Here is a 26,900-nt window from a genome sequence, read left to right as displayed (position 1 = left end):
TGGCGGACCATGAAAGTGCGTAGACACCGCGAGAACACCACCGCACCCGACCGGTTCGGTCCGGCTCCGGCCCGGCTCGACCGACGCACGAAAGACCTCACCAAGCGTCTCCAGCCCGGCGATATCGCCGTCATCAAACACGCCGACATCGACCGCATCTCCGCCGAAGCCCTCGTCGCCTGCCGCCCCATCGCGGTGATCAACGCCGACAAATCGATCTCCGGGCGCTACCCGAACCTCGGCCCGGGCATCATCGTCGACGCCGGCATCCCCCTCATCGACGCCGCCGGAGCCGAGATCTTCGACGCCGTCGGCGAAGGCGAAGAGCTCAGCATCGACGGCAACACCGTCCACCTCGGCGAGGACGAGGTCGCCTCTGGAGTCCTGCAGAGCCCCGAGACCATCGCCGAGGACATGCACGCGGCGGAAGCCGGCATGAACTCCGTGCTCGTGGACTTCATCGACAACACGATCGAATACATCCGCAAGGACTCCGACCTCCTCTCGGCCGAACTCGTCGTCCCCGAAGTGAAGACCACCTTCACCGACCGACACGTCCTCATCGTCGTCCGCGGCTACCACTACAAGGAGGACCTGGCGATGCTGGCCTCCTACATCCGCGAATACCGGCCGCTGCTCATCGGCGTCGACGGCGGAGCCGACGCCATCATCGAAGCCGGCTACCGGCCCGACATGATCGTCGGGGACATGGACTCCGTGTCCGACACCGCGCTGACTTCCGGAGCCGAGATCGTCGTCCACGCCTACCGTGACGGCACCGCGCCGGGCACCGAGAGAGTGCACGCCCTCGGCGTCGATTGCGTGGCCTTCGCCGCCTCGGGAACGAGCGAGGACATCGCGATGCTGCTGGCCGATGACAAGGGCGCCGAACTCATCGTCGCCGTGGGCACCCACGACACCGTCATGGAGTTCCTCGACAAGGGACGCAAAGGCATGGCCTCGACCTTCATCACCCGCCTGCGGGTGGGCTCGAAGCTCATCGACGCGAAGGGCGTCTCCCTGCTCTACCGGCAGCGCATCTCCAGCCTGCAACTGGCCGTGCTCATCGTCGCCGGCCTCGTCGCCCTCGGCGTCGCCCTGTTCGCCACCTCGGCGGGACAGACCTTCCTCGGCCTCATCGGCGCCCAACTCGACGGATTCTTCGGCTGGATCGGCTCCCTGTTCGGCGGGGACCCCGCAGCCGCCACCGAATCCGCCGGCTTCATCCAAGGACGTACCCTGTGATTGACTTCCGCTACCACCTCGTCTCCCTCGTCTCGGTGTTCCTCGCCCTGGCCGTCGGCATCGTCCTCGGTGCGGGGCCGCTCAAGGAGCCGATCGGCGAATCCCTGCAGAGCCAGGTCGACGCATTGCGGTCCGACCGCGACAACCTGCGCACCGACCTCGACGCCGCCAAGGGCAACATCGACAAGCAGAACGACTTCGTCACCTCGGCCGCACCCGAACTCATCGGGGGCGCGCTCAAAGACCAGGACGTCAGCATCATCGCCGCCCCTGACGCCGACCCCGAACAGGTCGAGGAGGTCAGCAACCGGGTCAAGGAAGCCGACGGCACCATCGCCGGGGACGTGTCCTTCGTGGACAACACGCTCGGCCTCCAGGACTCCACTGACTTCCTCGAGAAGCTGCGCACCATCGTGCCGGACCTGCCGCAGGACGATTCGACGGCGATCCGCGCGGCTCTCGTCATCGCCCTGACCGGCAACGCCTCGATGCTCGAGGACGCTGAGGACCGGAAGGCCGCGGAGAAGCAGTCGACGAAGCTCTATGACGCCTTCGTCGATGCCGACCGACTGCGCACCGACACCGACCACAAGACGACATCGCTGTTCATCGTCATCGACGACGAGAACTCGACCCTGGCGGAGGAGGACAAGCCGAGCCCGCAGGCCAGCGGAGACAAGGCCATCCGCAGCCTCGTGACCGACTTCATCACCGCGCTCACCGCCGAGTCCACCTCGGTCGTCGTCGCCGGCGATGCGGTCTCGGCACAGAACGGACTCGTCAACATCCTCCGCACGGAGAAGTCCCGGGCCAGCACCGTCGACGGCCTCGGCCTCGGCGCCGGCCCCGTCATCACCGTCCGGGCCCTGGCCGCTGGTGAGGACGGCACCCACGGTCACTTCGGCTTCGCCGACGACGCCGAGGAGATCCTCCCGGGCAAGACCACTGCCGAGAAGGAGGACGCCGAATGATCCGCTCGATCATCAGCTCCGCAGTGGCCGGGCTCGCCGGCTGCGTCGCGACGACTGCCGTGCTCACGTCGCGGCTGCGCACCCGCCCCGAGGTCGTGCGCACCAACCATGCCGGTCGCGACATCTCACTCATCGAAGGACCCGCCGTCACCGCGGGTCTGCTCGCCGGCAGCCTGCTCATCGAGGACCCACGTCAGCGCGTGGCCACCCTGCTTGCCACGGGCGCGGCGGGCAGCCTCGGGGCCGTCGACGATTTCCTCGAATCCGGGTCGTCGAAGGGCCTGCGCGGGCACCTGTCGGCACTGGCCCGCGGCGAGATCACGACCGGTGCCCTCAAGGTCACCGGCATCCCGCTGGCCTCGATCGCGGCCGCCGCGATCCTGCGCACCGGCACCCGCAGGACCGGTTTCTTCACCGCCTCCCGGCAGGAGGCATCGTCATGGGTGGGCACAGCCTGCGACATCGTCGTCACCGGGGGAGTGATCGCCGGATCGGCGAACCTGTTCAACCTCCTCGATCTCCGCCCCGGCCGCGCACTCAAGGCCGGAGCGCTCACCCTGGCGTTCACCGACCACGACCACGCAGTCTCGTGGGCACCGAGCGCCGCGATCGCCGGAGTGAGCGCCGCCGCCTGGCCGGACGACCTGGCCGGTGAGGTCATGCTCGGCGACACCGGAGCCAACGCCCTGGGTGCGGCGATCGGCACGATCCTCGCCGAGACCGCGAGCCCAGGACAGCGCCGGATCATCCTCGCCGTCCTCGCCGGACTGACCCTGGCCAGCGAAAAGGTCTCCTTCACCTCAGTCATCGAGTCGACCCCCGGACTGCGGGAGATCGACTCCTTCGGCCGCGAGGGCGTGTGAGCAGGCTCGTCCGAGTCCTCGCCTCCACGGCGCTGCTCGTCTCGATCATCACCCTGCTCACCCGACTCGTCGGGTTCCTCCGCTGGTTGGTGTTCTCTCCGACCGTCGGCGCCGGCACCGTCGGCACCGCCTACCAGAGCGCGAACCAGGTTCCGAACATTCTCTTCGAGGTCGTCGCGGGCGGAGCCTTGGCCGGGGCCGTCATCCCGCTGCTGGCGATCCCGCTGGCCCGCTCAGATCGTGCCACGGCCGGACGGATCGCCTCAGGACTGCTGACCTGGGCGGTGTCGGTGACGCTGCCGCTGTCGATCCTGCTCGCGGTCTTCGCCGAGCCCATCGCGAGCCTCCTCGTCGACGCGAAGTCCACCGACACCGAGCTCCACGCGACCGCGCAGCTGCTGCTGATGTTCTCCCCGCAGCTCGTCCTCTACGGCATCGGCGCCGTGCTCACGGGTGTACTCCAAGCGCACCGGAAGTTCCTCTGGCCGGCCTTCGCCCCGCTGCTGTCCAGCCTCGTCGTCATCGGCTGCTACATCGCCTACAGCGCCGTCGGCGGCAATGATGACACGTGGCAGACTCACCTCGGCTGGCTGGGCTGGGGCACCACCCTCGGCGTTGCCGCACTCGCCCTACCGTTGGCGCTTCCGATGTCGACGACCGGCCTCACCCTGCGCCCCACCTATTCGTTCCCTCCCGGAGTCGGCCGCCGTGCTCTCCGCCTCGCCGGCGCCGGAATGGCTGCCCTGCTCGCACAGCAGGCGGCAGTGCTTGCCACCCTGACTCTGTCGAATCATTCGGGCGGCAAAGGCACCTTCGTCCTCTTCAGCTACATCAACGCCGTCTACCTCCTGCCGTATGCGGTCCTCGCTGTACCGGTGGCCACCGTGATGTTCCCGACGCTGTCGACCTGGGTCGGACGGTCCACCGACCCCGAGGCGACCGAGCACGACCGTGCCGAGGCAGGAACCCGACTGCGCGCCGTGACGTCGACGACGACCGCCCTCATTCTCACCATCGGCGGACTCGGGGCAGTCATCCTGCTCTCAGCCGCCGGGCCCCTGCAGATCTTCTTCACCGCGATCGACGCGGCCAAGGACGTCGCCTCCGTGCCCTTCGACTCGATGGCCCGCGCCATCATGGTCATGGCCTTGGCCGTGCCCGGCTGGTCGTTCGTCGCCTGGGGCACCCGGGTCTTCTACGCCGTGGAGCGCTCACGCCATTCTGCAGCGGCCACGACCACCGGGTGGATCCTCGTCATCGTCGGCATGATCGTCGCCATCCTCATCACTGACGCCAACGGTGACCCCGGCCTGACGCTGGTCGCCATCTGCTGCGGCTACGTGCTCGGGATGACCGTGGCCGGCGGTTTCCTGCTCGTGTCCATCCGCCGCGTGCTCGGACCCACCGGCATCGCCAGGGTCGGGCGGCGCGGTCTGCTCGCCCTCGGTGCGGCCATCGTCGCCGGTGCCGCAGGCATCGTCACCTCGCAGTGGCTCGGCGGACTGCTCGACAACTCGGCATCCTCGGCGGTCATCGCCGGAGTCGTCGCCGCGCTGCTCGGCTGCGTGATCTTCGGGGTCATCGTCCTCGTCATCGACCACGGGTTCCTCAGAGAGATCCGCGGACTGCTCGCCGACCGCAACCGCGGTGACGGCGGTCAGAACCCCGTGACCGAAGAGGGCACAGACATCGCGCACCATCCCGTCGCGGAACCCGGGGCAGGTACGGAACCCGGGGCAGGGACGGCCACCGAACCCGGGACGGATAGGGAACACTCGACAGGTACCGCCAACAACCCGCACACCCGAGACGACAGGGAGGGAGACTCATGAGGATCGTCTTCGTCATCGGCACCTCCACCGGGGGAGTCGGCACCCACGTCAGGGCCCTGGCCCGCGAGCTGACCGCCGCCGGGCACGAGATCGGCGTGATCGGTCCCGCCGCCACCGACGAACACTTCGGCTTCTCGCTGCTGCCGGGAGTCCGCTTCGCCGTCCTCGAACTCGGCACCGGCATCGGGGTCGGCGACGCCGCCCTCGTCCGCCGCCAGCGCACGCTGCTGCGCAGCTTCGCCCCCGACATCGTCCACGCCCACGGATTCCGCGCCGGACTCATCACCCTCCTGACCCTGCGCACACTGCGGTCCCGCCCCCGTTTCGTCCTCAGCCTGCACAACCAGGCCAGCGGACAGGGCATGCGGGGCAAGGTGGAGACGCAGGTCGAGACGATGCTCGCCCGCGGCGCCGACCTCGTGCTCGGCGCGAGCACCGACCTCGTCGACCGGGCGCGACAGCTCGGCGCCCACAATGCCCGTTTCCTCCCGGCCGCGGCTCCGCAGGTCGAGCACATCCCCGCCGAGGCGGCCGCTGCCACCCGCGCCGCTCTCGCCGCCGACTACGGCTTCGACGAGGGTGCGCTCATCGTGCTTGCCGTCGGACGCGTGGCACCGCAGAAGAACTACCCGATGCTCATCCGCGCCCTCGGCCGCCTCGGCGAAGGGGAGGCCTCAGCCGGAACCGGACGGGCCGACGGACAGGCCCATTCCGCCTCGGTGGTCGTGCTCGTCGCCGGTGCCGCCGACGAATCGGTGCTCACCGAGGTCCGCGCCCAATACGACCAGCTCAGCGCCGCCTCGGCGATTCCTGCCCTGCACTTCCTCGGCGCCCGCGACGATGTGGCCGAACTCGCCGCGGCAGCCGATGTCTACGTGCTCACAAGCGTATGGGAGGCGCGCGCCCTCGTGCTGCAGGAGGCGCTGAAGGCGGGCAAGGCGATCGTTGCCACCGCCACGGGAGGCACTCCCGAACTCGTCGGCGATGCGGGCATCCTCGTCGCGGACGACGACGATCGGGCCCTGGCCGAAGCCGTCGCCGAACTCGCCGTCGACCCTGCCCGCCGGGCCGAACTCGGCCGACGCGCGGCATCTCGGGGAGCCGAGCTTCCGGATGAGAAGGACGTCGCCGAAGAACTGGTGAACCTATACACGGAACTCGGGCCCGCCCGGGTAGGCTAGAACCAGCGTCGAACGAAAGTAGAGGATGAGGAAATGAGTGAATCCGGCGAGGTCAGAACACTGAGCGCAGACACGAGGATTCTGCACGTGCTCGCCGAAACCACTGGACCGGTCGTCGAAGTGGCGAAGCTCGCCGTACTCGGTCATCTCAAGGCCGGATACAAGGTCGCCGTCGCCGCCCACCGGTCACTGCTCGGCACGTTCGGAGTCCCCGAGGAGCTCGCCGGCGAATTCCGCGAGATCGAGCTCGCGGCACGCCGACGCTTCACGATGGCCGACCCGAACACCGCCTTCACTCTTCACAAGTACTACCAGCACGTCGACGTCGTCCATGCGCACGGCCTGCACGCAGCCACCCTCGCCGGACTCGCCTTCACCGGACTGCCCGCCCGCCTGCACCCGAAGGTCGTCGCCACGATCGAGTCCTTCGACGCAGCGAACGTCATCGAGAAGACCGGGGCCGAGATCGTCGGCCGTACGGCCACCGCGGTGCTCGGCACCACCGAACCCGTCGTCGACTACTTCGGCGGGAAGGTCCCGATCGTCGAACGCGCCGAACTCGTTCACCCGGACATCGACGTCGACCTCACAGTGCGCACCCCGCGCGCCGAGGTGCGCCGTGAACTCGGCATCGGCGAGGGCACCTGGATGATCGCCAGCCCCATCGCCCTGCGCGACCACACGGCCCTGGCAACCGTCCTCGACGCCGCCGACCAGATCAACAGGCGCCGACCCGACCGCAAGGTCGTCACGGTGCTCACCGGCACCGGCAAGGACCGGTCGACGATCGCGCGGGAGTTCTCCGACCGCGGCGTCATCGTCGCACCGGCCGGCGACCTCGTCGATGTGGCCGCCGCGGCTGACCTCGTCATCGCCAGCGAGACGATGACCGGGTTGAGCCATGAGGATCTCATGCAGCTGTCGAGGCCCGCCGTCTTCATCGGCAGCGAACGTCGCGCCGGCATCTGGGGTGAGGCCGCGAAGGGCGTCGCCGCCGACGACACGGACGCGCTGCTGAGTGAGATCAATCATCTTCTCGACGACCCAGCCGGGCGCGGCACCTCCGCGGTGGCCGCGAAGAAGCGGGTCATCGACGTCAACAACGGGGCCGCGATATCGACGACCCTGCTCGATCTCTACGCCGAAGCCGAATCTGCCTCGGATTCGGCGGCCGGTCTTTGATAGAATCAAATTCCGTGGTGAATCGAACTGGCCCTGGCGGCACACATACGGCAAAGCACATCTTCGTCACGGGAGGCGTCGCCTCTTCGTTGGGCAAGGGACTGACGGCCTCGAGTCTCGGGCACCTGCTCACCCAGCGCGGCCTCACGGTCGCCATGCAGAAGCTGGATCCCTACCTCAACGTGGATCCCGGCACGATGAATCCCTTCCAGCACGGCGAGGTCTTCGTCACCGAGGACGGCGCCGAGACCGACCTCGACATCGGCCACTACGAGCGCTTCCTCGACAACGACCTCGACGGAGCTGCGAACGTCACGACCGGTCAGGTCTACTCCTCGGTCATCGCGAAGGAACGTCGTGGTGCCTACCTCGGCGACACCGTGCAGGTCATCCCGCACATCACCGATGAGATCAAAGCGCGGATGCGTGCTCAGGCCGAACGCCCCGAGGCGGACCGTCCTGACGTCATCATCACCGAGATCGGCGGCACCGTCGGCGACATCGAATCGCAGCCCTTCCTCGAAGCGGCCCGTCAGGTCCGTCACGACATCGGCCGGGACAACGTGTTCTTCATCCACGTCTCCCTCGTGCCCTACCTCGGGCCCTCCGGAGAACTGAAGACGAAGCCGACCCAGCACTCGGTGGCCACCCTGCGCTCCATCGGCATCCAGCCCGATGCGATCGTGCTGCGCTCCGACCGCGAACTGCCGGATTCGATCCGGTCGAAGATCGCCGGCGCCTGCGACGTCGAGACCGACGCCGTCGTCTCCTGCGTCGACGCCCCGAGCATCTACGACATCCCGAAGGTCCTCCACGACGGCGGCCTCGACGTGTTCGTCATCCGTTCCCTCAACCTGCCCTTCCGCGACGTCGATTGGACGAAGTGGGACTGGGTACTCGAACGTGTGCACAATCCGTCCCGTGAGGTCACGATCGGCATCGTCGGCAAATACATCGACCTGCCCGACGCCTACCTGTCGGTGACCGAGGCCCTGCGCCACGGCGGCTTCGCCAACGACGCGAAGGTCAAGGTCCGGTGGATCCAGTCCGATGAGTGCGACACTCCCGCCGGTGCGAAGAAGGCCCTGGCCGGTCTCGACGCGATCTGTGTGCCCGGCGGCTTCGGCATCCGCGGCATCGAAGGCAAGCTCGGCGCGCTCGAATACACCCGCACCCACGGCATCCCGACACTGGGCCTGTGCCTGGGACTGCAGTGCATGGTCGTCGAATACGCGCGCAACGTCGCCGGCATCGAGGGCGCCTCCTCCTCCGAGTTCGACCCGGAGACGACCGTGCCAGTCATCGCGACCATGGCCGAACAGCTCTCCATCGTCGAGGGCGAAGGCGACCTCGGCGGCACCATGCGCCTGGGCACCTATGAGGCGAAGCTGGTCGAAGGCAGCGTCGTCGCCGGCGTCTACGGCGACACGACGATCAGTGAACGCCACCGTCACCGCTACGAGGTCAACAACACCTACCGCGATGAGCTCGCCGAGGCGGGGCTGACCTTCTCCGGCACCTCACCCAACGGTGAGCTCGTGGAGTTCGTCGAACTGAACCAGGAGACGCACCCCTTCTACGTCTCGACGCAGGCTCACCCCGAGCTGAAGTCGCGTCCGACCTCACCGCACCCGCTGTTCGCCGGCCTCGTGGCCGCCGCGCTCGAGCGTCAGTGAGAGGCCGAGAGTCCACGACATGACACCGGAGACTCGGCGCCCGATCGATGACCGGTGCTCTCGGGTCGCTGACCGGAGAGATGGATGGGAATGCCGTCGGCGAGTGCGCCGGCGGCATTCGCCGTCTCAATGCACATACTTTGGCCGATAACCCCTGCTTGGAGGCAGCAGATGAGCGAACTGCACGACGAACCGTATGACCCTGCCATCACCGCATCCGAGATCGCCTACCACGGTGCCGTCTGGGACATCCGCCGCGAGACCTTCGACCTGCCCGAAGCGCCCGGACTCGTCCGCGACCTCATGGCCCACACCGGTGCCGTCGGCGTGGCCGTCGTCGACGATGAGCAGAGGATCCTGCTCGTGCAGCAGTACCGCCACCCCGTGCGGGCGCGGCTGTGGGAGGTCCCGGCCGGACTCCTCGACGTCCCCGGCGAGGACCCGTGGGACGCGGCCAAGCGCGAACTCGTCGAGGAAGCCGACCTCACCGCCGATCACTGGCAGGTACTGAGCGACTCCTGCCTGACCCCCGGCGGCAGCAGCGAGACACTGCGCCTCTACCTCGCCCGCGGCCTTCACGACGTGCCCGAGGCCGACCGGCATCAGCGCAGCGAGGAGGAAGCCGGATTCCGGTTCCGCTGGGTGAGCATCGACGATGCCCTCGAGGCCGTCGTCGCGGGGCGGATCACGAACGCGATCGCCCAACTGGCGATCCTTCAGGTCTCCCGGATCCTCCGCGCCGAGGCGACCGGCACTCCCGTGCAGCTGCGCGCCGTCGACGCGCCCAGGCTCCTCGTCGACGGACGTCCCGAGTTCGGCCGTGGAGCCGAGGTCGACACGACCGGGCCCGCCCGCCCCGGCGAGGACTGATACACCGTGGCTCGGCACGGGGCCGAACTGCTGCCAGGCGATCTGCCCGAGGGGCTGCGCCGCGGATTCGAGTCGTACCTGAACTCCCTGCGCTTCGAACGGGGCCTGTCGCGGAACTCCATCGACGCCTACGCCCGGGACCTCGCCCGGTACGGAACCTGGCTGACCGAGGAGGGGATCGGCAGCCTCGGCGAGGTGGAACGGGCCACGGTCGAAGGCTACGCACTGCATCTGCTCGATTCGGGGCTCGCACCGCGCAGTCGGGCACGAGCACTCGTGGCGGTGCGGCGCTTCCACACCTTCGCCGTCGCGGAGAACCTCACACCCACCGATCCGGCCTCCGAAGTCAGCCCGCCGCAGGAAGGACTGCGACTGCCCAAGGCACTCGGCCTCGACGACATCGAGGCGATGCTCGCGACCACGGCAGGGGAGGAGCCGACACAGATCCGGGCCGCCGCCCTCCTCGAACTCCTCTACGCCACGGGAGCCCGCATCTCGGAGGCGGTCGGGGTCGACCTCGACGATGTCGATCTCGACTCCGGGCTCGTCCGCCTCTACGGCAAGGGCGGGAAGGAGAGGATCGTGCCCTTCGGTTCGCATGCGGCCCGCGCTGTGGGCGCCTGGGTCTCCCGAGTGCGACCGTCGATGGCGGCGAAGGCGAAGTCGTCTTCCGCAGGTGCGCTGTTCCTCAACGCGCGGGGAACCCGACTCTCCCGGGTCTCGGCGTGGCAGATCGTCAAGGACGCGGCCGAGGCGGCGAAGATCGGCGGGGAGGTCTCCCCACACACATTCAGACACTCCTTCGCCACGCATCTGCTCGAGGGCGGGGCAGACATCCGCGTCGTCCAGGAGCTGCTCGGGCACGCCTCGGTGACGACGACGCAGATCTATACGAAGGTCTCTGAGGAGACACTGCGGGAAGTGTACGCGACCTCGCACCCCCGGGCGCGGTAGGGTTGGAACAAGAGCAACGAAAGGTGGCCGTCCGAGTGATGAATACGCAAGAGGCGTTGGACATTCCCCAGCAGAGGACCGCGGAAGAGCCGCAGGATTTCCCGGAGCCGGCCCCGCTGGATTCGCATGGGCCCGCCCGCATCATCGCCATGGTCAACCAGAAGGGCGGTGTCGGGAAGACGACGTCGTCGATCAACCTCGGCGCGTCCCTGGCCGCGTACGGCCGGAAGATGCTGCTCGTCGACTTCGACCCGCAGGGTGCACTGTCGGTGGGTCTCGGGCTCAACCCGTATGACCTCGACATCAGCGTGTACAACCTGCTGATGAACCCGCGGCTCGATCCGCATGAGGTCATCGTCGAAACGGACTTCGAGGACATCGACATCCTGCCGGCGAACATCGACCTCTCCGCCGCCGAGGTCCAGCTCGTCGGTGAGGTCGCCCGCGAGCAGGTGCTCGCCCGGGCGCTGCAGAAGGTCGCCGACGAATACGACGTCATCCTCATCGACTGCCAGCCCTCGCTCGGCCTGCTCACCGTCAACGCGCTCACCGCCGCCCACGGCGTGGTCATTCCGCTTGAGACGGAGTTCTTCGCCCTGCGCGGCGTGGCACTGCTCGTCGAGACGATCGAGAAGGTCCAGGACCGGCTCAATCCCTCGCTCGAGATCGACGGGATCCTCGCGACGATGTTCGACTCGCGGACCCTGCACTCGAAGGAGGTCATGTCGAGGGTCACCGAGGCCTTCGGCGACAAGGTCTTCGAAACCGTCATCAACCGCACCGTGAAGTTCCCCGACGCCTCCGTCGCCGCCGAACCGATCACGAGCTTCGCGCCCAAACATGCGGGCTCCGAGGCCTACCGGCGTCTGGCCAGGGAGCTCATCGCCCGCGGAGGCGCACCCTGAACGACGTCGTCACAGCAGGCAGTGAGGTCGTCTCACCAGAGAGTGATGCGGCCGTCGACGGAGATGCCGCCGAGGCTCCCACCCAGGGCTTCCAGGTTTCGCTCGAGAACTTCTCGGGGCCCTTCGACCTCCTGCTCGGGCTGATCTCGAAGCGGCGCCTCGACGTCACGGAGATCGCCTTGGCCGAGGTCACCGACGAATTCCTCGCCTACACCACCGAACTCAAGGACCGGGCGAACCTCGCGGAGATCTCGCAGTTCCTCCTCGTCGCAGCGACCCTGCTCGACCTCAAGGTCGCCAGGCTGCTGCCGCATGAAGAGGGCGAAGAGGTCCTCGACCTCGAACTCCTCGAGGCCCGCGACCTCCTCTTCGCCCGTCTGCTGCAGTACAAGGCGTACAAGTCGGTGTCCGGTTACCTCGCCGAGGCGATGGCCGCCGGATCGATCCGGGCACCACGCGACGTCGGACTCGAAGCCGAGTTCCAGGACGTGCTGCCCCCGCTCGAACTCAACATCGGTCCGGGCGAGCTCGCCGGGATCTTCGCGACCGTGCTGCAGCGCGACCACACCCCACCGAGCGTCGCCGTCGACCACATCCACCTGCCGCTGGTCAGCGTGTCCGAGCAGCGCGGGCACATCCTCGGGCTCCTGCGAGTCGGAGAGGTCGACTTCACTGACCTGCTGGAGACGTCCGAGAACACCCTGGTCGTCGTTGCCCGCTTCCTCGCCCTGCTCGAACTGTTCAAGGTCGGGCTCTGCGACTTCGACCAGGCCGAACCGCTGGGGCGCCTGCTCATCCACCGCACCGAGATGAGCGAGGACGGCGTCGACCTGCGCACCGAGGGCGACTGGAGCGGCGACGAAGACGGGGACGGTGCACATGATGCAGACGACGATGAGGGAGATGACGCATGATCGACGACGAGGTCCTCGCCGGCATCGAGGCAGTGCTCATGATCACCGACTCGGCGGTCACCGCCGATGAGCTCGCCACCTCCCTCGGCCTCGACGAGGACACCGTGCTTGAGGCGATCGCCGAACTCAAGGCCGACTACGACGGGGACGAGAACCACCGGCAGCGCGGCTTCGAGATCCGCCACGTCGCCGGGGGTTTCCGCATCTTCTCCCGCGGGGACTACCACGAGGTGGTCAAGGACTTCCTCACCTCCGGACAGAGCGCGAAACTCTCCCAAGCCGCCCTCGAGACTCTGGCCGTCATCGCCTACCGGCAGCCGATCTCACGCCCGCGGATCGCCGCGATCCGCGGAGTCAGCGTCGACGGTGTCATCCGCACCCTGCTGCTGCGCGGACTCATCGTCGAAGCCGGAAAGGAGGCGTCCACCTCGGCGCTGCTCTATGCGACCACCCCGCAGTTCCTCGACACGATGGGTATGAACTCGATCGACGACCTGCCGGACATCGCCCCGTACCTGCCCGAGGACGCCGACGTCGCCGAACTCGGGGCCGAGGACACCGAAGTCCTCGCTGAGATCGACAGTGATCTCGACGATCTCCCGGCCATCTCCAACGCGCAGGACACAGGCATAGCCGAGGACACCGGGGACGATCTTCCGGCTGAGCGGGCTGAGATGTCACGAGCCGACGATTGATTTGAGAGAATGGTCCTATGAGTCCCTACCGTGATCCTCGTGCGCCCGGCGGGCGCCAGAACCGACCGAGCCGAAAACAGCGCGCATCGACCTCTTCGAAGCCCTCCAACCGGGGTGCTTCCGGCTCGGGTCAGGCATCGGATGCCCATGTCAGCGGGGGTGTGCGGCTGCAGAAGGTGCTCGCCGAGGCGGGGCTGGGTTCGCGTCGTGCCTGCGAGCAGCTCATCACCGACGGTCGGGTCGAGGTCGACGGGTCGATCGTGACCGAACTGGGCACCCGGATCGATCCCGAGGCGCAGTCCGTGTACGTCGATGCGGTGAGAATTTCGACACAGACGAAGAAGGTCTACCTCGTGCTCAACAAGCCGGCCGGAGTCGTCTCGACCATGAGCGATCCCGAGGGACGTCCCTGCCTGGCCGACTACGTGCGCAGCAACACCGAGCGCCTGTTCCACGTCGGTCGCCTCGACACCGACACCGAGGGCATCATCCTGCTGACCAATGACGGTGAGCTGAGCAACCGGCTGGCCCACCCGCGCTATGAGATCCCGAAGACCTACCTTGCGAAGGTCAAGGGGCAGCTGGCGAAGGACGCCGGTGCCATCCTCAAGGCCGGACTCGACCTCGAGGACGGCTTCGTCAAGGTCGACGCGTTCAAACTCGTCGACTCGACCCCGGGCCACTCCGTCGTCGAACTCACCCTGCACTCCGGTCGCAACCGGGTGGTGCGTCGTCTGCTCGCCGAGATCGGCCATCCCGTCGAACGCCTCGTGCGTCTGCGTTTCGGACCGATCGTCCTCGACGAACAGAAGCAGGGCAAGATCCGCCCGCTGCGCTCCGACGAGGTCGGCTCACTCTTCGAGGCCGTCGGCCTGTGAGAGTCCACATCATCGGCACCGGCCTGCTCGGTGCCAGTCTGGGGTTGGCGCTGAGCGCGAAGGGCCACCAGGTGACCCTCGAAGATGCCTCACCGACCGCCCAGCAGCTCGCTGCCGACCTCGGCGCCGGGCAGGTCGTCGGCGCTGCCACCGACCCGGACATCGTCGTCGTCGCCACTCCTCCGGATGTCGCCGCAGAGGTCATCGCCCGGTCTCTCGAGACCTACCCGCACGCCACGGTCACGGACGTCGCCAGCGTCAAGACCCGCCTGCTGGAATCCGTGAAATCGCTGGTCACCGGTGCACAGCTCGATCGGTACATCGGCAGCCATCCGATGGCCGGGCGGGAGAAGTCCGGGGCGATCGCCGCTCAGGCGGATCTCTTCACAGCCCGACCCTGGGTGATCTGCTCGGACGAGGACACACCGTCCGACCGCCTCGGCGAGGTCATCACCATGGCTGAGGACACGGGCGCCTCGGTGCTCCACCTCGATCCGCGCATCCACGATGCTGCGGTCGCGAAGGTCTCGCATGTGCCGCAGGTCGTGTCCTCCCTCGTCGCCTCGCAGCTGCGCCACGCTCCGCTCGAGGAGATCGCCCTGGCCGGGCAGGGACTACGCGACGTCACTCGCATCGCCGCCTCCGACCCGGGTCTGTGGACGCAGATACTCACCGGCAACGCCGACGAGGTGCGGTCCGTGCTCATGGATCTGCGCACCGAACTCGACGAGGTCATCGCCGCCCTCGAACTCGGGCCGGGGTCGACGGGTCTGCTGGCCAAGGCGATCGCGCTGGGCAATGAAGGCCACGACCGGATTCCCGGCAAGCACGGGCAGCCGCCCACCACCTATGCTGTTGTCACGATCCTGGTTCCGGATACACCCGGAATGCTGGCCCGGCTGTTCAAGGACATCGGCGACCTCGGCGTCAATGTCGAAGACTTCCGGATGGATCATGCCTCCGGCCGGAAGCTCGGCATGGTCGATGTGTCCGTGGTCCCGGCCATCCAGCAGGAGCTGGAGATCGGTTTGCTGTCGAAGGGATGGCAGATCCCCGAATCCGCCATTGAGAGAGAAGGAACTGCATGAGCGTCGTAGCCATTGACGGACCGTCCGGAGTGGGCAAGTCGAGCACCGCCAAGGAGGTGGCGCGTCGGCTGGGTTACCAGTACCTCGACACGGGTGCGATGTACCGCGCGATGGCGTGGCTGTGCCTCAACCGCGGGGTCACCGATCCCGTCGACGTGCTCGAGCAGGTCCGCGGCGCCGATCTCGAGATCTCGCTGAGCCCCGACGAGTTCTTCGTCTCCGTCGACGACATCGACGTCACCGAGGACATCCGCGGGGAGGACGTGTCGGCGAACGTGCAGACCGTCTCCGGCGTCGTCGATGCCCGCGAGGAGCTCATCGAGAAGCAGCGCGACTACATCAGGGCCGCACCCGAGGGCATCGTCGTCGAGGGCCGCGACATCACCACCGTCGTCGCCCCGGACGCGCCGGTGCGCATCCTCATGACCGCCCGCGATGAGGTGCGGGTGGCCCGCCGGGCCAAAGAGGTGCACGGCAATGCCGACGCCGAGGCGATCGCCGCCACCCAGGACCTCGTCACCGGCCGTGACGCGAAGGACTCCGCGACGACGAGCTTCTTGGAAGCCGCCGACGGAGTGTACACACTCGATACCAGCGACATCGACTTCGACCAGGTGGTCGAGACGGTGCTGCAGCTGGTGAAGGACGCACAATGAGCGAATCCGAATTCCACGAGACACCCGACGAGGACCTCGTCGACCGTGTCGAGAGCATCAGCGACGAGGAGGCCGAGCAGCGGGCGACCGCGCTCGAGGCCGGACTCGAGAGCTATGAACTCGAAGACGAGGACCGGGCACTGCTGCGTGCCCACGGCTTCGACGACGAAGACGAGGAGGAGTTCGGTGCCGCACCCGTGCTCGCGATCGTCGGTCGCCCGAACGTGGGCAAGTCGACGTTGGTCAACCGGGTGCTCGGTCGTCGTGAGGCCGTCGTCGAGGACGTTCCCGGAGTCACTCGCGACCGGGTGAGCTACCGGGCGGAGTGGAACACGAAGGAGTTCACCCTCGTCGACACCGGCGGATGGGATCAGGACTCGAAGGGCATGGCCTCGCGCATCGCGATCCAGTCCGAGGTCGCCGTGGACATGGCCGATGCCGTCGTCCTCGTCGTCGACGCCACCACCGGGCCGACCTCGACCGATGAGATGGTCGTGAAGATGCTGCGGCGGAAGAAGAAGCCGGTCATCCTCGCCGCGAACAAGGTCGATGATGAACGCGGTGAGCTCATGGCCGCCGAACTCTGGGGCCTGGGTCTGGGGCAGCCGTGGACGGTGTCCGCGCTGCACGGTCGCGGCGTCGCCGACCTCCTCGACGAGGTGCTCACGATCCTGCCGGAGGTCTCGGCCGTCGATACCCGCGTCGAAGAGGGCGGACCGCGCCGAGTCGCGCTCGTCGGCCGTCCGAACGTCGGGAAGTCATCCCTGCTCAACCAGCTCATCGGCACCGAGCGTGTGCTTGTGGACAATGTCGCCGGCACCACCCGCGACCCCGTCGACGAACTCATCGAGCTCGGTGGGAAGCAGTGGCGATTCGTCGACACCGCCGGTATCCGTCGTCGTGCCCACCAAGCCAGCGGCGCTGACTTCTATGCTGCGCTGCGCACGCAGACCGCACTCGAACGCGCCGAGGTGGCCATCGTCCTCCTCGAGGTGCAGGAGCCGCTGAGCGAGCAGGACGTCCGGATCGTCACCACGGCCGTCGAGGCGGGGCGGGCGATCGTGCTCGCGTTCAACAAGTGGGATCTCCTCGACGACGAACGCCGGTTCTATCTCGAACGTGAGATCGAACGGGATCTGGGTCATGTCGCTTGGGCGCCGCGCGTGAACATCTCGGCGAAGACCGGACGGCATGCCGAGAAGCTCGTGCCCGCGATGGAGACTGCACTGGCCGGCTGGGACACCCGGATTCCGACGGGACGGCTCAATGCGTTCCTCGGCGAACTCGTCGCAGCCAATCCGCACCCCGTGCGCGGCGGCAAGCAGCCGCGGATCCTCTTCGGCACGCAGGCGCAGTCGCGTCCGCCGAAGTTCGTGCTGTTCACGACCGGGTTCCTCGATCCCGGATACCGCCGTTTCATCACCCGTCGTCTGCGCGAGACCTTCGGGTTCAAAGGCACCCCGATCGAGGTGTCGATGCGCATCCGCGAGAAGCGGCGGCGGCGCTGAATGAACGAGGACGAGCCGCCGAACGGTACGGGGGAGCCGTCGCACACGGGTGATCCACGCACGAACAGCGCCGAGCGTGATCAGAACAGCGCTGTGGATCAGTCGTACCTGTCGGGCGTTCATAGCGCTGCCGGGGCGAACGTCGGCTCAGGTGCCGGAGGCGACACTGACGCCACGAGCGTCGACGGTGGTGCCTCTCAGCCTGAACCTGCTCGGTCTTCGGCTATCGGTACGGACCGCCGGGCAGCCTCGGCGACGGGGGATCACGAGTCAACCGGACGCGAACCCGACGTGACGCCGTGGTACACGCGCACCCCGGCACGCGCTCTGATGATCGCGGTGACGATGGCGGGGCTGGCCTACGCGTTGATGTTCTTCCGCGGGCTCCAGGACATCGTGGCACCGGTGTTCCTCGCGCTGAACTTCTACATCGTCGTCTACCCGGTGCAGCGGATCCTCACCCGGTTCAAGGTCCCGCGCGCGATCGGCGCGTGCATCTCGGTCATCCTCGTGCTGTGCATGATCATCGCGTTCTTCGGCCTCACCGCATGGTCCGTCGCCGAACTCGTCATCCTCATCCCCAGCTACAGCAACGAACTCGTCTACACCTACCAGAGCACGCTGGCGCTGCTCTCGGACATCGGGGTGACGTCCTCGGTCATCCAACAGCAGCTCTCAGCCTTCGATGTTCGCTCCGTCCTCGACGCGATCTACCCGCTGCTGACGAATCTGTCGTCGGTTGCGGGCCTGCTGACCACGGTCATCATGGCCGTGTTCTTCGTCGCGATGGACTCGATGGGCATCGACAAGCGGATGGCGATGCTGCTGCGGGTCAAGCCCTCACTGTCGGCGTCGATCGGCGACTTCGCCGTCGGCGTGCGCCGCTACTGGGTGGTGGCGACGGTCTTCGGACTCATCGTCGCATTCCTCGACGTCATCGCGCTGGCCATCATCGATGTGCCGCTGATCTGGGTGTGGGGCGTGCTCGCGTTCCTGACGAACTACATTCCGAACATCGGATTCGTCATCGGCCTCGTCCCGCCGGCGCTGCTGGCGCTGGTCGACAGCGGCTGGCAGTCGGCACTGTGGGTGGTCATCGCCTACAGTGTGCTCAACTTCGTCATCCAAGCGATCATCCAACCGAAGTTCACCGGCGAATCGGTCGGCGTGACCCCGTTGATCTCGTTCCTCTCGCTGCTGTTCTGGGTGTGGATCCTCGGCTGGCTCGGCGCCCTGCTGGCGTTGCCGGCGACCCTCCTGCTCAAGGCGCTGCTCGTCGACGCCGACCCGCGGTCGAGATGGGTCAACATCCTGCTCGCCTCGGACCCGGATACCGGACGACGCGATGACGACGCGGCGAGTTCGGGTGCGGACAGCAGAGGAAATTCTGGTTCTGACATGGGAAGAAACTCGGCTGACCCCTCGCCCTCATGATTCTGAGTGGTTAGCATGAAGTATGGCGACACTACTGAATATCCATCCGGAGAACCCGCAGAACCGACTGATCGAGCAGGCCGCTGAGTCCTTGAGAGGCGGAGGGCTGATCGCCTATCCCACGGACTCCTGCTATGCGCTCGGCTGCGCCTTGGAGAACAAGGACGGAATCGAGCGGATCACCCGCATACGCCAGCTCGGGTCGAAGCATCATTTCACACTGATGTGCCATGACTTCGCGCAGCTGGGACAGTTCGTCATCGTCGACAATTCGGACTTCCGCGCCATCAAGTCGATGACGCCCGGGCCGTACACGTTCATCATGAAGGCCACGAAGGAGGTTCCGCGGCGGATGATGCACCCGAAGAAGCATTCGGTCGGTGCCCGCATCCCGCAGAACGTCACTGCTCTGGCTCTCGTCGAGGCGATGGGGGAGCCGATCCTCTCCTCGACCCTGCTGCTGCCCGGCGACGAGGACCCGCTCACCCACGCCGAGGACGTCATGGACCAGCTCGGCAACGACGTCGACATCGTCATCGAATCCGGGGTCCCCGGAGTCGTGCCGACCTCCGTCATCGACTTCACCGGCGGGTTCCCCGAGGTGGCCCGCGTCGGTGCCGGCGACGTCTCCCGATTCACTGACGAGTGAGCGCACGGTCCCCACGGGGACCGATGCTCACCTCGCCGAGGTGGCGCCACCTCGGCGAGTCTGCGCACCCACGCAGCGGCTGGCTCCGGCCGTCACAGTCCGAGGTAGGCGGCCTGAACCTCGGGATTGTCGAGCAGCGTGTCGGCTTCGTCTGCCAGGACGATCCGGCCTTCGGCAAGGACGTAGCCGCGGTGGGCGATCGCCAATGACGCCTTGGCATTCTGCTCGCTGAGCAGGACCCCGATGCCCTTGCCGTTGATCTGCGCGACGGAGGCGAGGACCTGTTCGACGACGATCGGGGCCAGACCCATCGACGGTTCGTCGAGGATGAGCAGGCTCGGATCCGACATCAGCGCACGGCCGATGGCAACCATCTGCTGCTGACCGCCGGAGAGCGACCCGGCCGGCTGCTTCGCCTTCTCTGCCAGGATCGGAAACAGGTCGAGGACCTCGGCGAAGATCTCCTCCGTGCGGGCCTTGTTCCGATGCGGATACGTACCCAACCGCAGGTTCTTCTCCACGGACATCTTCCCGAACAGGTGCCGCCCCTCCGGACAATGGGCGATCCCGGCTTTGACGATCGCGTTCGGGCGCGCCCGGTTGAGACTGCGACCCTCGTAGTCCACCGAACCGCTGCGGATGGGCATGAGTCCGCTGATCGTCTTGAACAGTGTGGTCTTGCCCGAACCGTTCGCGCCGAGGATGACGGTGAGTTCTCCGGGCCGCGCGGTGATGCTCACGTCGTGGAGAACATCGATGGCGTCGTATCCCGTGCTGACGTTGTCGAGGGTGAGCATCACTTCTTCTCCTCTGCGGTCGAGCCGAGATAGGCGCGGATGACGTCCGGATTCGACTGGATCTCCGCCGGTGTTCCCAATGCGAGCTTCTGTCCGTGGTCGAGGACGAGGATGGTGTCCGCGAGCCCCATGATCATGCTCATCTTGTGCTCGACGAGAAGCACGGACACACCGCGCTTCGGCAGGGAGCGGATGAGGTTGCCGAAATCGGTCGTCTCCTCCTCAGGGATGCCGCCGGCGGGTTCGTCGAGGAGCAGCAGCTCCGGCTCGGTGGCCAGAGCCATCGCGACCGCCGTCCGCTTCTGCACCTCCTGCGGAACATTGGAAGCGAGATCGTGACGGTGGTCGTCGATCTCGCAGAACCTCAGTGCCTCCATCGCCTTGTCCACATTGATGCGTGATTCGCGGCGATGGCGCGGGGTGTGGAAGACGGCGTCGAAGATCGTCGACTTCGACCGGACGATCCGACCGGCGAGGACGTTCTCGAGAAGAGTGCTGTCATCGAAGAGATGAGTGGTCTGGAAGGTCCGCGCAATCCCGTCGGCGACCGCGTGGTGAGGGGAGGAGTTCGTGATGTCGTCGCCCTTGAACGTGACCGACCCGGACGTGGGCCGATAGTAGCCGTGGATGAGGTTGAACAGCGTCGACTTGCCCGCCCCGTTGGGGCCGATGACCGCGGTGATCCGGCCTTCTTCCACGTCGAGGCTGACGTCCTTGACCGCGTCGAGTCCACCGAATCGTTTGCCGAGGTCGCGTATCTCCAGCAGTGTCATTTCGTCTCCTCGGGGTCGGTGCCTGAGCCGGCAGATGAGGTGGTCGAATCGTTTCCGGTCCGCTCAGTGTCTGTGCGTGCCGCGGTGCCGACTCGAGCGGAGTCGGTCTCCGGTGCACTTCCACCCGAACTGCGACGAGCCTCGGCGATCTTCCTCTTTCGAGCGCGACGGTCGATGAATCCGCCGAGGTAGCCGATGATCCCGCGGGGCGCGAAGATGACGAGGGCGACGATGATCGGGCCCAGCACGATGAACCGATACGCCTGGAAGTCCTGGAAGAGTTCGAACAGGAACGTCACGATCATGCTTCCCAGGAGCGGCCCGGCCACGGTCCCCATGCCGCCGACGAGGATGAACATGAGGAATTCGAAGGTCTTGTCGATGGAGGCGGAATCGGGGCCGATGAACCCGACGACGGTTGCGTAGAGACCACCGCCGATTCCGCCGAGCACTGCCGATGCCGCAAATGCGAGCTGCTTGCTGAAGCCGACCCGGACGCCGATCGCATCAGCCAGATCCTCGCTGGTGCGGATCGTCAGCAGCGTCCGGCCGACGCTCGAGCGACGAATCGCATGGGTGACGTAGATGCAGACGAGGAGGATGACGAAGACCAGATAGAACATGGCGACCGGGGATTCGAAGTCGACGATCCCGCCGCCTTCGGGGAACTTCACATTGTTGACACCCGAATGGGCGTGGGTGACCGACTCCCAACGGCTGATGACCAAGAAGATGATGAAGCCGATCGCCATGGTGAAGATGGCAAAGTACTCATCCTTCGTGCGCAGTGCGATCAGCCCGCAGAGGTAGCCGACGACCGCGGTGCCGATGATCGTGACGATGAACGCCGACCAGAACGACCAGTCGTAGTCGGTCGTCAGCAGACCCACGCCGTAGGCGCCGATTCCGAAGAAGCCGCCTTGTGCCAAGGACAGCTGACCGGTGAAGCCGAGAATGATGTTGAGTCCGTACACGGCGATGGCCGCACACATTCCGACAGTGAGGACCCGCATCGTGTAGTTCTGCTCGGCGAAGAAGATCGGAGTCGCGGCGATGACGATCACGACTGCGAACGTGCCGAGGAGTCGGGGGTTCTTCAGTGCACTCATCGCTGCACCGCCTTCGTGAACAGACCCGTGGGTTTGATCGCGAGCACTGCGACCAACACGATGAAGGCGACCGCCTCTCCCACACCGGACGAGATGTACGTCGCCGTCATCGTCTCGGCGATCGCTAAGGCGAATCCTCCGACGATGGCACCGGGCAGCGAACCGAGCCCGCCGAGGATGATGATCGCGAACACCTTGAGGTTGAGCGCATCACCCATCGTCGGCGACAGGAGGTTGATCGGTGCGACCAGTCCGGCAGCGATCGTCGCCAGCAGCGCCGAGAGCCCGAGAGTCAGCATCGACACCATTGAGGGGTTGATCCCCACCAGCGAGGCGCCGACGCGATCCTGCTCGATGGCTTCGATCGTCTGCCCGTGGATGGAGCGTTTGATGAACCAGGCGAGCAGGGCGAGCACGATGACCGCAACGACGATGATGACGATGCGCTGGGCGGAGATCTCCGCGCCGAGGATGCGCAGCTCACCGGTGATGGGCGTGTCCATGCGGCGGAAGTCCGCTCCCCAGATCGCCTGAGCCAGAGCCTGGAAGAAGAACATCGCCCCGACCGCAGCGATCATGTGATGGGTGTGAGGTGAGTTCCGCAGCGGATGGAACACCAGTCGCTCGAGTCCGATGCCGACGACGAAGAGCAGGATCGCAGCGATGCCGATCGCGGCGATGTAGGGAATGCCGATGGTCGTGAGGAAGAAGTAGGTGAGGTAGGCGCCGAGCATGTACAGCGCACCGTGAGCCAGATTCGGAATGCGCAGCACTCCGAAGACCAAGGTCAGACCGATGGCGGCAAGGCAGTACACGCCGCCCAGCGCGAGACCGTTGAAGAGCTGTTGGATGAAGAGAGTCATGAAGTCGAGTCCTCTGCAGGCAGGTGGACGGCACGGGCAGGGTGTAGTCGGCACCCTGCCCTGTTGCGTGCCGGGGCGTCACTTGGCGTCGGACACCTGGTCGATGGGCACCTTCGTGTACTCGCCGTCCTTGTCGAGATAGGTCGCTTCGAGGTTCGGGTTGAGAAGATGACCCTCGTCGGTGATCTCGTCAGGGAAGCCGTTGACCTTGTACTTGTCGTCGACTTCGGGCAGAGCATCGGAGATGGACTCCCGGATCTTCTCCGGATCATCGGTGGAACCCGCGACCTCCATCGCCTTGGCGATGATCGCAATGCCCTGATAGTTCAGGGCCGTTTCGCTCGTCGGGACCTTCTTGTCCCCGGTCTTGTCCGAGAACTTGTCGATGAAGTCCTTGGTGCCTGGGTCCTCGTACTCCGAGACAGGGAGCACACCGACAGAATTCGTGAGATCGTCGATCTTCGCCACCGTCGCCATCTCATCGAGCTTCGCTTGGTCCATGACGAGGAAGCTTCCTTCGAATCCCTGTTTCCGGGCCTCTTCCATGATCAGTGCGGTCGGCTGGGACGGGCCGCCGACGAAGATCGCATCGGGTTTGTCCGCCAGAGCCTTGGAGACCGGTCCGGCGAAGTCGGAGACGGTGGCATAGTCGACGCTGTTGTCCCCGCCGACCGAGCCTCCGGCCTGTTCCCAGGCATCCGTGATCGACTTCGTCCACTGTTGGCCGTATTCGCTCTGAGTTCCCAGCAGCGCGAGCTTCTTCCCGCCGTGCTTCATCGCTGTCTCGGTGAACTCGGAGGCATAGGACTCGAAGTTCGGCGGGATCATCATCGTCAGCGGATTGTCCGACTGCACGATCGCCGGATCGGAGGTGTAGGCGGAGATGAGGAAGTTCGATCGACCGCTGTTGATCTGCTGAATCGCTTTGATCGCCCCGGCGTTGGGGGAGACGACGACCGGTGCTTTGTCCTGATCCGCCAGACGCTGGGCATTGCTCGCCGCGGTCGAGGGAGCGTACTTGTCATCGAGAGACTTCAGCTCGAGTGTGACCGGTGTGCCGTCGACCTCGACGCCGTCCTCGTTGAGATCGTCGACGGCCATCTCGAGGCCGATCTTCACATTCTCGCCATAGGCGGCGCCGCCGCCGCTGAGAGGTCCGGTGTAGCCGATGACGACGGTGTCCCCATCGCCGGAGCCTCCACCGCCGCACGCAGCGATCGTGAAGACGAGGGTGCCGATCGCCGCCGAGGACAAGAGCCTTCGACTGCGGGTTCGCGGGACAGAGTTCATCTTTTCTCCTTTGAAAAGCTCCTGGAGCGAGTCCGCTCCGCACAGTGCCCGAGGTGTCTTCGGTGACCGTTCTCGGAGCCGCTGTCGAGACAGGTTCGACAGCGACTGACTTGAACCTTTCCAAATCCGAATTGCTAAGTCAATGGTTTTTCGGCAGATTTTTGAACGTTCGATAATCTGCGCTGATCCGCTCTCTCACCGCCGTGAATGACGAGGTCGGAGCCGATGCGGACGCATCGAATCGTCGCTGCTTACGACGCTCGCCAGGTGGCTCGACAGGTCCTGACCACACTCTGAGCAATCAATCGTTCAGTGGGCAGAATGGGCTAGAGTGGTGGCAGTTGCGCAGGAGAGCTCGGACACACCGACAGTGAGGGAATCGCTGACGGCGGCCGACTGAGCGACGCGAAACAGTCACCGAAGACCAGCATCGTGAGGAGCACGAATATGACTCGGACAGCAATCGTCACCGGCGGCGGACGCGGCATCGGGGCTGCCATCGCCAAGCGCCTCGGCGCGGACGGACACAAGGTCGCCGTCCTCGACATGGGACCGACCGACGACACCGTGGCTGCGATCAAGGCCGACGGGGGAGAGGCGATCGGACTCGAGGCCGATGTGTCGAACGAAGAATCGGTCAATGCGGCGGTCAAGCAGGTTTCTGACACTCTGGGTGCTCCCACCGTGTTGGTCAACAACGCAGGGATCCTGCGCGACAACCTCTTGTTCAAGATGTCCTACGAGGAGTTCAATAAGGTTCTCTCCGTCCACCTCGGCGGGGCTTTCCTTATGGCCAAGGCCGTCCAGTCGTACATGGTCGAAGAGAAGTTCGGGCGCATCATCTCGATGTCCTCGACTTCGGCGCTCGGCAACCGCGGACAGACGAACTACTCGGCAGCGAAGGCCGGCATCCAGGGCATCACGAAGACCTGGGCGATCGAACTCGGCAAATTCGGAATCACGGCGAATGCCATCGCCCCCGGGTTCATCGAGACCGACATGACCAAGGCGACGGCCGAGCGCGTGGGAATGGACTTCGACGATTTCGTCGCGGCTGCCGCCAAAGAGATTCCCGTCGCCCGGTCGGGAAAGCCTGAGGACATCGCCCACACCGCGTCCTTCCTCGCCTCCGAAGGTGCCGGTTTCGTCTCCGGCCAGGTCATCTATGTCGCCGGTGGCCCTCGCGACTGAGCCTGGGCAGTCGGCCACGGACTGACTCCGCAAACGGCGAGTGGGGCTGATTCTGGCGACACCAGGGCACGTCGTCCGAACTCTGGGCGAGTTGCGCACAATCAGGACGCATTGTTCGACTTCATTGAAAGGTTAGACCCATGAGGGAAGCAGTAATCGTTTCGACGGCGCGCACGCCGATCGGCAAGGCCTACAGGGGTGCGTTCAATGACACCCAGGCCCAGGAATTGGCCGGACACGCGGTCAAGCACGCGGTCGCTCGGGCCGGTCTCGAAGGCGGTGAGGTCGAGGACGTCATCCTCGGCGCCGCTCTGCAGCAGGGCAGCCAGGGCACGAACGTGGGCCGGCAGGCTGCGCTGCGTGCCGGACTCCCCGTGACGGTCCCAGGCATGTCGATCGACCGGCAGTGCTCGTCGGGGCTGATGGCCATCGCGACGGCCGCGAAGCAGATCCTCGTCGACGGTCAGGAGATCGCCGTCGGCGGCGGCGTCGAGTCCGTCTCGCTGGTGCAGAACGACAAGATGAACAACTTCCGGGCCAAGGATCCGTGGCTCGAGGAGAACGTTCCCGGAATCTACTATCCGATGCTGGCCACCGCCGAGGTGGTGGCTGAGCGCTACGGCGTCAGCCGGGAAGCGCAGGATGAATATTCGCTGAGCTCTCAGCAGCGCACCGCGGCTGCTCAGGAAGCCGGTCGATTCGACGACGAGATCGTGCCGCTGCCGACGACGAAGGTCGTCGTCGACAAAGAGACGAAGGAGACGTCGAAGCAGGAAGTGCTCCTCGAAGCCGATGAGGGCAACCGTCCGTCGACGACGCTGGAGAGCCTGGCCGGGTTGAACCCGGTCCTCGACCCTGGCGTGGCGTCGAAGGTTCCGTCGATCACGGCCGGCAATGCGTCTCAGCTCTCCGATGGTGCTTCGGCTTCGGTGCTGATGTCGAGCGAGGAGGCCAGCCGCCGTGGTCTCGAACCTCTGGGAATCTACCGTGGGATGGCGGTTGCCGGCTGCGCTCCGGACGAGATGGGCATCGGACCGGTCTTCGCCATTCCGAAGCTGCTGAAGACTCATGGTCTGTCGATCGATGACATCGGACTGTGGGAACTCAACGAAGCATTCGCCGTGCAGGCCCTCTACTGCCGCGATCGTCTCGGGATCGATCCCGAGAAGTACAACGTCGATGGCGGTGGCATCTCTGTGGGCCATCCGTATGGAATGACGGGAGCTCGTCTGGTCGGACATGCGCTGATCGAAGGTCGTCGTCGCGGCGTGAAGTACGTAGTCGTGACGATGTGCATCGGCGGCGGTCAGGGCGCTGCAGGTCTCTTCGAGGTCTGCTGAGCCCGAATGATCAGGCGGGTCTGCGGAGTCAGCAGA

At 66.1% G+C, this 26,900-nt stretch carries 25 protein-coding genes; 20 read left to right on the top strand and 5 right to left on the bottom strand.

Annotated elements, in window-relative coordinates; genetic code table 11:
- The first annotated feature begins 9 nt into the window (after positions 1–9).
- The 18 genes from steA (at position 10) to GUY23_RS11400 (ending at position 19,501) form a co-directional block, all read left to right on the top strand.
- A complete protein-coding gene (gene steA, locus GUY23_RS11485) occupies positions 10–1,245 on the top strand; it encodes a putative cytokinetic ring protein SteA (protein WP_166972449.1) in 1,236 nt (411 codons plus the stop codon).
- Positions 1,242–2,216: a copper transporter gene (locus tag GUY23_RS11480; protein ID WP_166972448.1), complete on the top strand. Its 975-nt coding sequence runs from the start codon at positions 1,242–1,244 to the stop codon at positions 2,214–2,216. The genes steA and GUY23_RS11480 overlap by 4 nt, the downstream gene beginning before the upstream one ends.
- On the top strand, positions 2,213–3,079 hold the full coding sequence (locus GUY23_RS11475; RefSeq protein ID WP_166972446.1) for a hypothetical protein: 867 nt from the start codon (positions 2,213–2,215) through the stop codon (positions 3,077–3,079). The genes GUY23_RS11480 and GUY23_RS11475 overlap by 4 nt, the downstream gene beginning before the upstream one ends.
- Entirely contained in the window at positions 3,076–4,911 is a 1,836-nt protein-coding gene (gene murJ / locus GUY23_RS11470; RefSeq protein ID WP_166972444.1) for a murein biosynthesis integral membrane protein MurJ, read from the top strand. The genes GUY23_RS11475 and murJ overlap by 4 nt, the downstream gene beginning before the upstream one ends.
- A complete protein-coding gene (locus GUY23_RS11465; protein ID WP_166972442.1) occupies positions 4,908–6,092 on the top strand; it encodes a glycosyltransferase family 4 protein in 1,185 nt (394 codons plus the stop codon). The genes murJ and GUY23_RS11465 overlap by 4 nt, the downstream gene beginning before the upstream one ends.
- A 33-nt stretch (positions 6,093–6,125) precedes the next feature.
- Positions 6,126–7,274, top strand: a complete 1,149-nt coding sequence (locus tag GUY23_RS11460) for a glycosyltransferase family 4 protein (RefSeq protein ID WP_166972440.1) — start codon at positions 6,126–6,128, stop codon at positions 7,272–7,274.
- A complete protein-coding gene (locus GUY23_RS11455) occupies positions 7,271–8,950 on the top strand; it encodes a CTP synthase (RefSeq protein ID WP_407647359.1) in 1,680 nt (559 codons plus the stop codon). Before GUY23_RS11460 ends, GUY23_RS11455 begins: the two co-directional genes overlap by 4 nt.
- Before the next feature lie 171 nt (positions 8,951–9,121).
- Positions 9,122–9,820: an NUDIX domain-containing protein gene (locus GUY23_RS11450; protein ID WP_166972436.1), complete on the top strand. Its 699-nt coding sequence runs from the start codon at positions 9,122–9,124 to the stop codon at positions 9,818–9,820.
- A 6-nt stretch (positions 9,821–9,826) separates the two neighbouring features.
- Positions 9,827–10,774 carry a site-specific tyrosine recombinase XerD gene (gene xerD / locus GUY23_RS11445; RefSeq protein ID WP_166972434.1) on the top strand — a complete coding sequence of 316 codons (948 nt, stop codon included), beginning with the start codon at positions 9,827–9,829 and terminating at the stop codon, positions 10,772–10,774.
- Between the two features lie 38 nt (positions 10,775–10,812).
- The gene (locus tag GUY23_RS11440; RefSeq protein WP_166972432.1) at positions 10,813–11,679 is read left to right on the top strand and encodes a ParA family protein; all 867 of its coding nucleotides are present in this window, start codon (positions 10,813–10,815) and stop codon (positions 11,677–11,679) included.
- Positions 11,676–12,593 (top strand): segregation and condensation protein A, encoded by a 918-nt coding sequence (locus GUY23_RS11435; RefSeq protein ID WP_407647392.1) that lies wholly within the window; start codon positions 11,676–11,678, stop codon positions 12,591–12,593. The genes GUY23_RS11440 and GUY23_RS11435 overlap by 4 nt, the downstream gene beginning before the upstream one ends.
- A complete protein-coding gene (scpB, locus tag GUY23_RS11430) occupies positions 12,590–13,288 on the top strand; it encodes an SMC-Scp complex subunit ScpB (protein ID WP_166972430.1) in 699 nt (232 codons plus the stop codon). Before GUY23_RS11435 ends, scpB begins: the two co-directional genes overlap by 4 nt.
- Positions 13,289–13,305: 17 nt before the next feature.
- On the top strand, positions 13,306–14,166 hold the full coding sequence (locus GUY23_RS11425) for a pseudouridine synthase (RefSeq protein ID WP_166972428.1): 861 nt from the start codon (positions 13,306–13,308) through the stop codon (positions 14,164–14,166).
- Complete coding sequence (locus GUY23_RS11420) at positions 14,163–15,254, top strand: prephenate dehydrogenase (RefSeq protein ID WP_166972426.1); 1,092 nt, start codon at positions 14,163–14,165, stop codon at positions 15,252–15,254. Before GUY23_RS11425 ends, GUY23_RS11420 begins: the two co-directional genes overlap by 4 nt.
- Positions 15,251–15,910: a (d)CMP kinase gene (gene cmk / locus GUY23_RS11415; protein WP_166972424.1), complete on the top strand. Its 660-nt coding sequence runs from the start codon at positions 15,251–15,253 to the stop codon at positions 15,908–15,910. The genes GUY23_RS11420 and cmk overlap by 4 nt, the downstream gene beginning before the upstream one ends.
- On the top strand, positions 15,907–17,418 hold the full coding sequence (der, locus tag GUY23_RS11410) for a ribosome biogenesis GTPase Der (protein WP_166972422.1): 1,512 nt from the start codon (positions 15,907–15,909) through the stop codon (positions 17,416–17,418). The genes cmk and der overlap by 4 nt, the downstream gene beginning before the upstream one ends.
- A 330-nt stretch (positions 17,419–17,748) precedes the next feature.
- Positions 17,749–18,852 (top strand): AI-2E family transporter, encoded by a 1,104-nt coding sequence (locus GUY23_RS11405; RefSeq protein ID WP_166976012.1) that lies wholly within the window; start codon positions 17,749–17,751, stop codon positions 18,850–18,852.
- A 22-nt stretch (positions 18,853–18,874) separates the two neighbouring features.
- Positions 18,875–19,501, top strand: coding sequence for an L-threonylcarbamoyladenylate synthase (locus GUY23_RS11400; RefSeq protein WP_166972420.1), 627 nt, complete (start codon positions 18,875–18,877; stop codon positions 19,499–19,501).
- A gap of 92 nt (positions 19,502–19,593) precedes the next feature.
- On the opposite strand, the gene GUY23_RS11395 is transcribed toward GUY23_RS11400, so the two are convergent.
- The 5 genes from GUY23_RS11395 to GUY23_RS11375 form a co-directional block, all read right to left on the bottom strand.
- Positions 19,594–20,298 carry an ABC transporter ATP-binding protein gene (locus tag GUY23_RS11395; RefSeq protein ID WP_166972418.1) on the bottom strand — a complete coding sequence of 235 codons (705 nt, stop codon included), beginning with the start codon at positions 20,296–20,298 and terminating at the stop codon, positions 19,594–19,596.
- Entirely contained in the window at positions 20,298–21,071 is a 774-nt protein-coding gene (locus tag GUY23_RS11390; protein ID WP_166972416.1) for an ABC transporter ATP-binding protein, read from the bottom strand. Before GUY23_RS11390 ends, GUY23_RS11395 begins: the two co-directional genes overlap by 1 nt.
- Entirely contained in the window at positions 21,068–22,180 is a 1,113-nt protein-coding gene (locus tag GUY23_RS11385) for a branched-chain amino acid ABC transporter permease (protein WP_166972414.1), read from the bottom strand. Before GUY23_RS11385 ends, GUY23_RS11390 begins: the two co-directional genes overlap by 4 nt.
- The gene (locus GUY23_RS11380) at positions 22,177–23,043 is read right to left on the bottom strand and encodes a branched-chain amino acid ABC transporter permease (RefSeq protein WP_166972412.1); all 867 of its coding nucleotides are present in this window, start codon (positions 23,041–23,043) and stop codon (positions 22,177–22,179) included. Before GUY23_RS11380 ends, GUY23_RS11385 begins: the two co-directional genes overlap by 4 nt.
- Positions 23,044–23,121: 78 nt before the next feature.
- A complete protein-coding gene (locus GUY23_RS11375; protein ID WP_166972410.1) occupies positions 23,122–24,333 on the bottom strand; it encodes an ABC transporter substrate-binding protein in 1,212 nt (403 codons plus the stop codon).
- Positions 24,334–24,780: 447 nt separating this feature from the next.
- On the opposite strand from GUY23_RS11375, the gene GUY23_RS11370 reads away from it, so the two are divergent.
- Entirely contained in the window at positions 24,781–25,524 is a 744-nt protein-coding gene (locus tag GUY23_RS11370; protein ID WP_166972408.1) for an SDR family oxidoreductase, read from the top strand.
- Between the two features lie 140 nt (positions 25,525–25,664).
- Positions 25,665–26,864 carry an acetyl-CoA C-acyltransferase gene (locus GUY23_RS11365; protein WP_166972406.1) on the top strand — a complete coding sequence of 400 codons (1,200 nt, stop codon included), beginning with the start codon at positions 25,665–25,667 and terminating at the stop codon, positions 26,862–26,864.
- The last annotated feature ends 36 nt before the right edge of the window (positions 26,865–26,900 follow it).

This window comes from Brevibacterium atlanticum (genome assembly GCF_011617245.1).
In the GTDB taxonomy this organism is placed as follows: Bacteria; Actinomycetota; Actinomycetes; order Actinomycetales; family Brevibacteriaceae; genus Brevibacterium; species Brevibacterium atlanticum.
This window is presented reverse-complemented; position numbering and strand designations above follow the sequence as displayed.